Genomic DNA, 11,934 nt, shown 5'->3' on the forward strand with positions numbered 1-11,934 from the left:
TAACCGGTGGCTTTGCACCGGATTGTTCTCTTCTATGGCTTCACCCCAGTGGCCGATCCCGACGCGGTCCGGCTGTGGCAGCGGGCGCTGTGCGAGCAATACGGGCTGACCGGCCGCATCCTGATTTCCGGGGACGGCATTAACGCCACGGTGGGCGGAGAACTGGACGCGGTCAAACAATACGTGAAGACCACACGTCAATACCGTGGATTCCGGGACATCGACGTGAAGTGGTCACAAGGCTCGGCCGCCGATTTCCCCCGGCTCAGCGTCAAGGTCCGGGACGAGATTGTCAGTTTCGGAGCGCCCGGCGAATTGAAGGTCGATGAGGAAGGCGTCGTCGGCGGGGGAACCCACCTGGCCCCGAAGCAGGTCCACGAACTGGTGGATGAGCGCGGAGACGACGTCGTGTTCTTCGATGGCCGCAACGCGTTCGAAGCGCAGATCGGCCAGTTCCGCGGCGCCGTCGTGCCTGATACCGCCACCACGGCCGACTTCGTCCGGGAACTGGAATCGGGCAAGTATGACGATCTGAAGCACCGTCCGGTTCTCACGTACTGCACAGGCGGCATCCGCTGCGAGGTGCTCTCGGCGCTGATGCGCAACCGCGGCTTTGAAGAGGTCTACCAGCTCGACGGCGGCATCGTCCGTTACGGGCAAACCTACGGCGACGACGGCTTATGGGAAGGCTCGCTGTACGTCTTCGACCGGCGGATGCACGTCGAGTTCAGCGATCACGCCAAAACGCTTGGCGCATGCGTGCGCTGCGGGACCGGGACCTCCACATTCGAGAACTGCTCCAACCCGGCCTGCCGGAACCTGCAGCTCTTCTGCTCCGGCTGCGCCACGGCCGACGGAGACCGGAGCTGCCCGGATGGCTGCGCCGCGTAGCCGGACGGGCTATGTCGCGGTCGTCGGGCGGGCTACGTGGTGCGCTCGAAAATCTTGTAGGCGTACAGGTGGATGCCGTCGGGGGCGGTGAATTCCAGCTCCATCCCTGAAGTTTCGAGGCTGACAGCGACCGTTGTGGTCTCCGAACAGGTAACAGTTTCCTTGGTGGGTTTGGCGTCGTCGGGAGCATCGGCGCCTTCGCTGATCACGACATCGACGCTCCCTGTGCCTTGGCAAGCGAGGGTGACGCCGTAGGGCCCGGCCGGGACCGGTGCCTCAGCGGTGTGGGTGTCGGCGGTGCCCATCCAGCCGTGCCCGTAGTACATGCCCTTTTCGCGTCCGAGGGTTTCGGTCGCCCAGACTTTGACGCCGCCCGCTTCAGGGGTCTCCCCGGGTTCGGGGGCGGTTGGATCGGGCGTCGGCGTGGACGTTTGATCTGTGGTCGGCGCCGGGCTTTGGGACGTTGTGGAGGGCGATGATGTCGTCTTGGGGGTCTCTGCGTCTGGTTCACCGCCGGGACTGCACGCGGTGATTCCGCAGACGAGCAGACCCGTCATCGCGGCAATGAGGGTGCGATGGCGTGTGGAATTGGTGAACATGGCGCAGACTCTAACAGCCGCGTCTGGAAAGCGCCTGACGACAAGTTGGGGGCCTGTAGCGGACGCCACGGTTGACGGCCGGTACGACGGTCTCTCCGGCTCGCTTAAACTGGAGGAATGAGCGTCTCCCGCAACTCCACCACCGTTCCGCACAGTGGCAACCTGCAGCTGCTGAAAGCCTTGGAGGCCGGTCTGAGACAGGTGGATTACACCGTCGAGGGGGTCGAGGCACTGCTCGGACAAGCCGCCAACGAGGCGTTGCACCGGGACCAGTTGGTGCCGGCGCTGCTGGTGACCCGGCAGTTGGCGGCCGAGAGCAATCACCGCCTTGCCGCCGTCGTGCGCCTGTGGATGCTGGGCAGTGTGGTCAGTGGCGCGGAGCTGGACGCCGCCTTGCCAGGCACCGGGGCGGCTGGATTGGCCGCGATGGGATTAATCGAGGAGTACGACGGCGGGTGGCGGGGCACCGTGGATCTGCGTCCCTACGGTACCGACGGCGGTCCCCAATTCTGGGTGGCCAGCGATCCGGGTGCCGTTCAACGACCGGGTGTGCTCCGGCAGGATCACGTGCTGGGGGTCGGGCAGGCATCGCTGAATCTCGCGCAGTTCGTCGACCGGCGGCCAGTGGACCGCGCACTTGACCTGGGTACGGGATGCGGTATTCAACTGTTCCATCTGCTGAACCATGCCCGGCACGTGGTGGCGACCGACATTTCCGAACGTGCGCTGGCGGTCACGCGTTTCAACCTGATGCTCAACGCCGCCGCCCTCGAACTCGATCCAAGTGACCTGGAATCCCGGGTGGAACTGCGTCGGGGCAACATGCTGGACCCGGTCGCCGGTGAGCGGTTCGACCTGGTGGTATCGAATCCGCCCTTCGTGATTACTCCGCGCCATGGCTCTGGCGCCGACGATAACCGGTTTGTGTACCGGGACGGCGGACTGGCCGGTGACGAAATCGTCGCGTCGTTGATCCGGGCGGTCCCGAATATGCTTTCGCCGGGAGGGACTGCACAACTGCTGGGTAACTGGGAAATCCGCCACGACGGTTCCTGGGACCAAAGGATACGTCAATGGGTGCCCGAAGGTGTTGATGCGTGGGTTATCCAACGGGAGCAGGTTCCGCCTGCCGAATATGCCGGGATCTGGTTGCGCGACGCCGCCGAAGAACGGGACCAGGAGCAGTACATCCGCTCCTTTGCCGACTATCTGGCCGATTTCGAGTCGCGGGATGTGGCGGCCGTGGGGCTCGGGATGGTGTGGCTGCGGAAGCCGGACGGTGGGACATCCATCGTGCAGCGGTGCGAGGAAATCCAGCACAGCATCGAGCAGCCCATCGGTCCGGCCATCGCCGCCTCAGTGGCACGCGGTGACTGGCTGGCGGCACGCAGCGACGAAGCTTTGCGGCACGAGTACCTGGTCGTCGCCCCGGACGTGACCGAGGAACGTCATCAGCGCCCCGGCGCGGAGCATCCCGGCGTCATACTGCTGCGCCAGGGTGCCGGCTTCCGGCGGACCACGCTGCTGTCCAGCGAACTGGCCGGATTCGTCTCGGTCTGCGACGGGGAACTGACGGCGGGACAGATCCTCACCGCGCTGGGCGCACTGCTGGAGCCCGAAGGTGAGGACTTCGAGGCGGGCTTGCTCAGTCGGGCGCGGGAACTGGTCCGCGACGGATTCCTCATCCCGGCCGCGTTCGAAACGGGCAGGGACGACGGGGACGACAGGGACGACGGGGCGCCGGCGGCCATCCAGGCGGACGGGGACGGGCCGCAGGAGCCCTTTCAGGCAGACGGGTCGGCCGCTGCCAGCACGGATTAACACCAACAGGTGGCAGAGGACCGGAAAACCCGGCGTGTCGCCGGTGACACGCGGGACATCGTCGTCGTTCGTGTTAATCCGTGTTCTGCAATAGCGGGCGGCGCCGGGAGCACGTCCCAGGGTGTCACAACCCACAATCGCCGGTTTCGGCTCTACAGCGGGACGAAAAGTGTGGTGAACTAGGCTTGTTTGCGCTGATGGCACTGCTGCATCGTCTGGACGTAGTATGGTCTGCCCTAGCAGCGCAGTAAATGACATTCAATGTAGGAGTACAGTGCCGAGCAAGGCCACAGAGGGTAAGAAGACTGGCAAGAAGCTGGTGATCGTCGAGTCCCCCGCGAAAAGCAAAACCATCGCCGGTTACCTGGGCGGCGGCTTTGTGGTGGAGGCCTCGATGGGGCATATCCGCGACCTGCCGCAGCCCTCGGAATTGCCCGATAATCTGAAGAAAACTTCGTTGGGCAAGTTCGCCGTCGACGTCGACAACGAGTTTGAACCCTACTACGTCATTTCCGGCGACAAGAAGAAGAAGGTCGCAGAGCTCAAGAGCGCCCTCAAAGAAGCCGACGAACTCTACCTGGCTACTGACGGTGACCGCGAAGGCGAGGCAATCGCCTGGCACCTGCTCGAGGTGCTGAAGCCCAAGGTCCCGGTATACCGGCTGACCTTCGGCGAGATCACCCGCGAAGCCATCCAGCGTGCCCTGGAACAGATGCGGGACATCGACAACGCGCTGGTCGACGCGCAGGAAACCCGGCGTATCCTGGACCGGTTGTACGGGTACGAAATTTCTCCGGTGCTGTGGCGGAAAGTGTCCCGCGGCCTGTCGGCCGGCAGGGTTCAGTCCGTGGCCACCCGCCTGGTCGTGGAGCGGGAACGGGAACGGATGGCATTCCGTTCCGCGTCCTATTGGGACCTGGTGGGCAAGTTCGCCAAGAAACAGCAGGCCGGATCCGGCGGAGAAGGAACTTTCTCGGCCCGGCTGGTCACGGTCGACGGCGCCAAGGTGGCCACCGGGCGCGACTTCACCGACCTCGGCGAGTTGAAATCCAGGAACGCCGTCCACTTGGACGAGGCCACGGCCAACGGCCTGGTCTCTGCCCTGGAGAGTTCGGATTTCGCCGTCCGTTCGGTGGAGACGAAGCCGTACACCCGGCGCCCGGCCACACCGTTCACCACCTCCACGCTGCAGCAGGAAGCGGCCCGTAAACTCCGTTTCCCGGCGCGGACCGCGATGCGGGTGGCGCAGAGCCTGTACGAAAACGGCTACATCACGTATATGCGTACCGATTCGCCGGCGCTCAGCGACGAAGCGATGAACGCCGCCCGCCGACAGGCCTCCGAGCTCTATGGCCCCGAGTACGTACCCGACGCGAAGCGAATCTACAAGGGCAAGTCGAAGAACGCGCAGGAAGCCCACGAAGCAATCCGCCCCGCGGGTGATTCGTTCCGCACTCCGGCGCAGGTGGCCAAAGAGCTCAGCGGCGACCAGTTCCGGCTCTACGAGCTGATTTGGAAGCGTACCGTTGCCTCCCAGATGGCCGACGCCAAGGGGTCGACGGCATCGGTCCGGCTCGGCGCGGCCGCATCCGACGGGCGCGACGTCGAGTTCGCCGCCTCCGGCACGGTGATCACGTTCCGCGGATTCCTGGCCGCCTATGAGGAAGGCAAGGACGCGGCCCGCGATGACGACGACGAGGGCGGCAGCGGCCGATTGCCCAACCTGGCCGAGAAGGATCCGCTGGCAGCCGAGGAACTGGACGCCGTCGGGCACGAAACGTCGCCTCCGCCCCGCTATACCGAGGCATCGCTGGTCAAGACACTCGAGGAACGCGGCATTGGCCGTCCATCCACCTACGCGGCAACTATTTCCACCATCATGGACCGCGGTTACGTCCGGACCCGTGGTTCGGCGCTGGTGCCCAGCTGGGTGGCGTTCTCGGTGGTCAGGCTGCTGGAAGAGCACTTCCACAACTACGTCGACTACGACTTCACCGCCGCCATGGAAGAGGACCTGGACCGGATCGCCCGCGGCGAGCGGGCCCGGGTGGAATGGCTCAACGACTTCTACTTCGGCGACAGCCCTGACACCGGCCTGCACACCATCGTCAACGGCCTCGGCGAGATCGACGCGCGCAAGCTCAATTCGATGGAAATCGCCGAGGGCGTCACCCTGCGGGTGGGTAAGTTCGGGCCGTACCTGGAACGCATGCCCGCCGACGCCGGCGAGGGGACCGATCCGGAAAGGGCAAATGTGCCCGAGGATCTGGCCCCCGACGAGTTGACGGCTGAAAAGGCCATCGAACTGCTCGACACCCAGGGTCCGGACGAGCGTGAATTGGGCGAGGATCCCGAAACCGGCCGGACAATCGTGGCCAAGAACGGCCGGTATGGCCCCTTCGTCACCGAGATCATCCCGGAAATGACTGACGAAGAATTGGCCAACCAGCCGGTCGAGTACTACAAGAACGGCAAGCCCAAGCCCAAGAAGAAGCCCAAGAAGGTCAAGCCGCGGACGGCGTCGTTGTTCAAGTCGATGAGCATGGAAACGGTGACCCTGGAGGACGCCCTGGCGCTGCTGTCGCTGCCCCGGGTGCTGGGGGAGGACTCCGAAGGCAACCAGATCACGGTGCAGAATGGCCGCTTCGGTCCTTACATGAAGAAGGGGACTGATTCGCGTTCCATCACTTCGGAAGAGCAGATTTTCACCATTACCCTGGAAGAAGCGCTGGAAATCTACTCCCAACCGAAGCAACGGGGCGGACGTACGGCTGCGGCACCGTTGCGGGAGCTGGGCCCTGATCCGTCATCCGAGAAGGCCATTGTGGTCAAGGATGGCCGGTTCGGTCCTTACATCACCGATGGTGCCACCAACATCACCGTGCCGCGTTCGGAATCGATCGAGTCGTTGACCCACGAACGTGCGGTGGAGTTGCTGGCCGAGAAGCGGGCGAAGGCCCCGGCCGGGAAATCCTCCGGGAAGTCAACGGGCAGGAAAACCGCGAAGGCAAGGTAGGGATATGCGCCTTGGGGTGCTGGACATAGGTTCCAACACGGTCCACCTGTTGCTGGTGGACGCCCACCCCGGCGCGCGCCCGGTGGACTTCGCCTCGCACAAGCGGCCGCTGCAGCTGGTGTCGTTCCTCGACGACGGCGGCAACATCAGTGAAGCGGGCCAGCAGGCGCTGATCGAATTCGTGCTGGAAGCCTGGGAATTCGCCGCCAAGCATCAGGCGCGGGACCTGCTGGCGTTCGCGACGTCGGCCATTCGCGAAGCAACCAACGGCGAAGAGGTGCTGGAGCGGGTCCAGCAGGAAACCACTGTCACCCTGACCGAGCTGACCGGGGCCGAAGAGGCCGTCATGACCTTCAGCGCCGTGCGCCGCTGGTATGGCTGGGGTGCCGGCACGATCCTCGACCTGGACATCGGCGGCGGGTCCTTCGAGCTGGCGATCGGCGCGGATGAGCTGCCATCGGCAGCGGCGTCCGTTCCCCTCGGCGCAGGACGCCTCACCCGCGAATGGCTGCAGCAGGACCCGCCTTCGGCCCGGAGCATCAAGGAGCTGCGCGACTATATCCGCGCCACCCTGGCCGAGACCGTTGACGAACTGTCCGCTGTCGGCAAGCCGACGGTTGTCACCGGCACCTCGAAGACATTCCGGTCCCTGGCGCGCTTGTCCGGTGCCGCCCCCAGCGGAGCGGGTCCGTTTGTGCGGAGGGAGTTGCAGCTGTCGGATCTATCATTGTGGGCACAGCGTCTGGCGGCGATGACCGCCGAAGACCGGGCGCACTTGCCCGGGGTGTCACAGGTGCGTGCTCCGCAGGTGCTGGCGGGCGCGCTGGTGGCCGAGGCCGCGTTGGAAATGTTCGGTGAGCCGACGCTGCAGATCTGCCCCTGGGCGCTGCGTGAAGGACTGATCCTGCGGCGGCTGGACCACCTGGTGGCGAAGGGGTCTGTGGAGAGGATCGACGACGGTTCCGCCGTCACCCGCACCGACCCGATGGCCGGATAACCAACGGTCATACACAGGCGACGGGGGCGGTCCTGCGCTTCGAGGACGGTCCTGCCGTCCACCGGTTCGACACCGAAGACCGTCGTCGAGTGGGAGCGTGGCCCCGGACCTGAAAGGGGTGTGCAGGTCAACGCTTAAACGAGAATGGTGCCGGCGATTATGTGGGAATGGTTGGGGGAAACATTCCGCATCGCCGGCACCACGGGATCAGCCTGGGGGAAGACTGATCCGCAATCACTCGCACCTTTATGAGGTAGTTACTACTCTAATGAACGATGTTGAGTTCTCTCTCAGAAGAACCTGTTAAAAGCCTGTGAGTGGGTGCATGACACACTTGTGGGATGAGTACTGATACCACTTTTGCATTTCTTGGCTGCGGCTCCATGAACGAAGCTATCCTCGGCGGGCTGCTCGCCGGCGGGCTGGACCCGTCGAACGTGACAGTGACCGTACGGCGCCCGGAACGCGCCAGGGAACTGGCCGAGCGTCATGGTGTCACAGCGCTGTCCAGCAACGAGGATCCGCAGGCCAACGTCCAAGCGGCCGCAAGCGCCGGCATCGTGATCATGGGGGTCAAGCCGGTGGGCATCCAGGACCTGGCAGCGGAAATTGGCCCGTCCCTGAAGCCGGACACCGTGGTGATCAGCGTGGCGGCGGCCGTGTCGATTGCCATGATGGAAGCCGAGCTGCCGGCCGGTCAGCCGGTGATCCGTTCGATGCCCAACACGCCTTCGAAGGTGGGACGCGGCGTCGTGGCGCTGGCGGCCGGCTCGCACGCGAACGATGACATCATCTCCCGGGCGAAGGACATTTTTGCGGCGTCCGGAACCGTCGTGGTCGTTGACGAGGAGCAGATCGATGCGGTGTCGGCCGTCAGCGGTTCGGGGCCGGCCTACGTTTTCCACCTGGCCGAGGCGATGGCTGCCGCCGGCGAAAAGCTCGGCCTCGACGCAGAGACGGCACGCGTCCTGGCCCGTGACACGGTCGCCGGCGCGGGGGCGCTGTTGTCAGAGCCGGACGCCGATGCAGAGGCCTTGCGTATCGCCGTCACCAGCCCCAACGGCACGACGGCGGCCGCCTTGGACACATTCACCGCCAAGGGACTGCCGGACGTGATTGAAGCCGGAGCCCGGGCGGCTGCCGCCAGGGCAGCGGAGATCACAACCGAGCTGCAGAAGTAAGGGGCGCGGCGATCTTGCTCAGGGGCGTGCAGCGAAGCGTTCAATCAGGTCCACGTGCCCGGAGACAATCAGCAGGTCCCGGCCGGATACCTTGGTTTCGCCGGTGGCATAGGTGAAATCCTCGCCCGGCGACTTCACCCCGACGATCGTGACCCCGTATTTGCTGCGCACCGACGCCTCCCGGATGGTGAATCCCTGGGTCTCCTTCGGCGGGAACATCTTGACGATGCCAAAACCGTCGTCGAACTCAATGAAGTCGAGCAACCGGCCGGAGACCAAGTGGGCCACGCGGGCACCGGCGTCCGCCTCGGGGTAGATCACGTGGTTCGCCCCGATCCGGGTGAGGATCTTTCCGTGCGGCGGGGTGATGGCCTTGACCCACAGGTGCTCGATGCCCAGATCCACCAGGTTGACCGTAATCAGCACGCTGGACTCGATGGACGTGCCGACGGCGACCACAGCGGAGGCGAACTCCTGGGCCCCGAGCTGCTGCAGCGCATCGATATTGGTCGCGTCTGCCTCCACCACATGGGTCAGGGTGGCGGACCACTTCTGCACCAGGGCCGGATCCCGCTCAATGGCCAGGACCTCGCGTCCCTGCCGGATCAGCTGCTCGGCTGTGGCCGCGCCGAAGCGGCCCAGTCCGACGACGAGGACGGGCTGGTTATGTGCTGGTCTGTCAGCCAATGATCGGCCTTTCATCCGGGTAATGGAACAGTTGCCGGCGCTGGCGCAGTGCCAACGCGGAGGCAAGTGTGATGGTACCGACTCGGCCGGCAAACATCAGCGCCGACAGGACATACTTCCCCTCCGGAGGCAGCTCGGCGCTGAGCCCGACGCTGAGGCCACAGGTGCCGAACGCGGAGAGCACTTCGAACATCACCCGGTCCAGCGATTGCCCGCTGATGGGCAGCAGCAGGCCGCAACCGGCCAGCACCAGGGTCGCCCCCAGCATAATGACGCTGATGGCAACCCGCATCGTCCCCTCGGGGATTTTCCGGCGGTGGATCTTCACATCGCGGTCGCCCCGGGCCTCCGCGGCAATGGCGAGGAACATGATGGCCAGCGTGGTGACTTTAATGCCGCCGGCCGTTGACGCAGATCCACCTCCGGCGAACATCAGGGCGTCGGTCATCAGGCGTGTCGCCGGTTCGATGGCGTTCATATCCACCAGGCTGAACCCGCCGGATCTGGGCATAATGGAGGCAAAGACGGAGTGGATGACCTTGTCCCCGAGACTGAGGTCGCCGATGGTCGCATCGTTGTTCCATTCCAGTGCGGCCCAGCCGATGGCGCCGGCGAGCAGCAGGACCAGCGACACTTCGATGGTGAGCTTGGTGTGCAGGTTCCACTTCTTGTAGCTCGGGCCGTTACGGAGCAGCACCATGAGGACAGGAAACCCGAGGCTGCCAACGAAGACCCCAACCATGATCGGGATCAGTATCCACAGGTCGGTTTCGTAGGGGATCAGACCGTCGGAATGCGGGGTGAACCCGGCGTTGTTGAATGACGAAACACCGTAGAAAACCGCATGCCAGATGGCCAGTGGGATGGGCTCGCCGAGGATCATGAACCGCGGGGCGAGCACCAGTGCCAGGATTGCCTCGATGACCAACGAGGTGGTGACGACGATGCGGAGCAGGGTGCCGACCTCACCGAGGCGGCCAGTGCCGCCGCTCATCGACTGGTCGGCGATGAGCCGGCCCCGCACCCCCAGCCGGCGGCTGACGGCCAGAGCCATCAGCGATGCCATGGTCAGGATCCCCAGACCGCCCACCTGCATGCCGATCAGGATCACCAGTTGCCCGAAGAACGACCAGTGCAGCGCGGTGGAGACCACCGTCAGTCCCGTGACTGTAACGGCGGAGACAGCGGTGAACAGGGCGTTGTGCAACGGCGTGACGACACCGGTCGCCGACGATATCGGCAACGAAAGCAGTCCGGCAAAGAGCAGGATCACCATGGCGAAGACGATGAGGGCCAGCCGCGCCGGTGAACTCTTCGCCACGCCGTCCACGAAGTCGCGTGCCGCTGAGATCAGCCAGAAAGGTCCGCGTGTGCGCGGCTGCGGCCACGCTGGCTGACTCTTGGCCATTCTTGTCTCTTCCCTGATGGACGTTGTCTACCCTTGCGAGTAGTAAACCATCATAAGAGCCACATCCTCCGGCAGGGCTTTTCGCCGGGCAAGGCGGTACTCTGCTGGTGATGCGTATTAAGAGTTCCCCGCCGACCGTACCCGGCTCCGTGCATGTTGTGTGGGATGAGTCGCTGATGGCCTACAACTTCGGCGCACACCATCCTATGCAACCTGCGCGCCTGGACCTGACAGCACGGTTGGCCCGCGAGTTGGGCCTCTTTGACCTTCCGGCGGTGGAGGTGATTCCCTCTGTCCTCGCCACCGATGACGAGCTGGCGACCGTGCACAGCCGTGAATACATCGAGGCCGTCCGGCACATCAGCGCCCATCCGGATGATGGCGGCCCGGCGTGGGGGCTGGGAACGGAGGACACTCCTGCCGCTGCCGGAATCCATGAGGCCAGCGCGCGGATCGCGGGTGCCTCATTGACAGCGGCAGATTCGCTGCTGAGCGGCACGGCGCTTCACGCGGTGAATTTTTCCGGCGGGCTGCACCATGCCAGCCGCAACCGCGCCAGCGGGTTCTGTATCTATAACGACGCCGCGGCCGCCATCGCCCGGCTGCTCGACGGCGGCACCAGCCGGGTGATGTATATCGACATCGACGCTCATCACGGCGACGGCACGGAGAGCATCTTCTGGAACGACCCGAGGGTGTTGACGGTTTCGCTGCACGAAACGGGGATGCGGCTGTTTCCCGGGAGCGGGTTCGCCAACGAGATCGGCGGGCCGGGCGCCCAGGGTTCGGCGGTCAACGTTGCGCTGCCGGACACCATCGACGACGGCGGGTGGCTGCGTGCCTTCCACGCCATCGTCCCGCAGCTGGCCGGTGCTTTCGAGCCCGAGGTGATTGTCAGCCAGCACGGCTGCGACAGCCACCATCTCGATCCGTTGAGCCACCTGGGGATCAGCGTGGACGCACAGCGGCAGGCCGCCGTCGACATCGCCGAGCTGGCCGTGAGGCACTGCGGCGGCCGGTGGCTGGCTACTGGCGGGGGAGGTTACAGCCTTACGGATGTCGTTCCACGGGTGTGGAGCCACCTGATCGGCATCGCGGCCGGTGAACCTGTGCCTGTGACGCGGCCGGTCCCCGAAGCATGGCGCGAATATGTGGACACGACGTATGGAATTGACGCACCCCGGCTGATGGGCGACGACGTCGACGTATGGTGGCGGTCCTGGGAAGTCGGCTATGACCCGAATAACGACGTCGACCGCACTGTGGTCGCCACGCGCAAGGAAGTCTTTCCACTCTATGGATTGGATCCATGGTTTGACTGAGGGCCAGGACGG

Annotated in this window: 9 protein-coding genes; 6 read left to right on the plus strand and 3 right to left on the minus strand. The window is 64.8% G+C overall.

What is annotated here, in order from left to right:
* The first annotated feature begins 6 nt into the window (after positions 1-6).
* On the plus strand, positions 7-891 hold the full coding sequence (gene trhO, locus H535_RS0110880; RefSeq protein WP_026819568.1) for an oxygen-dependent tRNA uridine(34) hydroxylase TrhO: 885 nt from the start codon (positions 7-9) through the stop codon (positions 889-891).
* A 32-nt stretch (positions 892-923) separates the two neighbouring features.
* Here the strand turns inward: trhO and H535_RS0110885 are convergent, their stop codons facing one another.
* Positions 924-1,490, minus strand: a complete 567-nt coding sequence (locus H535_RS0110885) for a hypothetical protein (protein ID WP_026819569.1) — start codon at positions 1,488-1,490, stop codon at positions 924-926.
* 117 nt (positions 1,491-1,607) lie between these two features.
* Between H535_RS0110885 and H535_RS24860 the strand changes: the two genes are divergently transcribed.
* The 4 genes from H535_RS24860 (at position 1,608) to proC (ending at position 8,505) form a co-directional block, all read left to right on the plus strand.
* Entirely contained in the window at positions 1,608-3,311 is a 1,704-nt protein-coding gene (locus tag H535_RS24860; protein WP_081416600.1) for a DUF7059 domain-containing protein, read from the plus strand.
* A 274-nt stretch (positions 3,312-3,585) separates the two neighbouring features.
* A complete protein-coding gene (gene topA, locus H535_RS0110895; protein WP_026819570.1) occupies positions 3,586-6,327 on the plus strand; it encodes a type I DNA topoisomerase in 2,742 nt (913 codons plus the stop codon).
* 4 nt (positions 6,328-6,331) lie between these two features.
* A complete protein-coding gene (locus H535_RS24865; RefSeq protein WP_051299033.1) occupies positions 6,332-7,324 on the plus strand; it encodes a Ppx/GppA family phosphatase in 993 nt (330 codons plus the stop codon).
* 341 nt (positions 7,325-7,665) lie between these two features.
* Positions 7,666-8,505 carry a pyrroline-5-carboxylate reductase gene (proC, locus tag H535_RS0110905; RefSeq protein WP_026819571.1) on the plus strand — a complete coding sequence of 280 codons (840 nt, stop codon included), beginning with the start codon at positions 7,666-7,668 and terminating at the stop codon, positions 8,503-8,505.
* 18 nt (positions 8,506-8,523) lie between these two features.
* Here the strand turns inward: proC and H535_RS0110910 are convergent, their stop codons facing one another.
* On the minus strand, positions 8,524-9,207 hold the full coding sequence (locus H535_RS0110910) for a potassium channel family protein (RefSeq protein WP_035769169.1): 684 nt from the start codon (positions 9,205-9,207) through the stop codon (positions 8,524-8,526).
* Positions 9,185-10,600, minus strand: a complete 1,416-nt coding sequence (locus H535_RS0110915) for a TrkH family potassium uptake protein (RefSeq protein WP_026819573.1) — start codon at positions 10,598-10,600, stop codon at positions 9,185-9,187. The genes H535_RS0110910 and H535_RS0110915 overlap by 23 nt, the downstream gene beginning before the upstream one ends.
* 110 nt (positions 10,601-10,710) lie before the next feature.
* On the opposite strand from H535_RS0110915, the gene H535_RS0110920 reads away from it, so the two are divergent.
* Positions 10,711-11,922 (plus strand): acetoin utilization protein AcuC, encoded by a 1,212-nt coding sequence (locus H535_RS0110920; protein ID WP_035769172.1) that lies wholly within the window; start codon positions 10,711-10,713, stop codon positions 11,920-11,922.
* Positions 11,923-11,934 lie beyond the last annotated feature (12 nt).

The sequence above is a fragment of the Arthrobacter castelli DSM 16402 genome, assembly GCF_000430705.1.
GTDB lineage: Bacteria > Actinomycetota > Actinomycetes > Actinomycetales > Micrococcaceae > Arthrobacter_C > Arthrobacter_C castelli.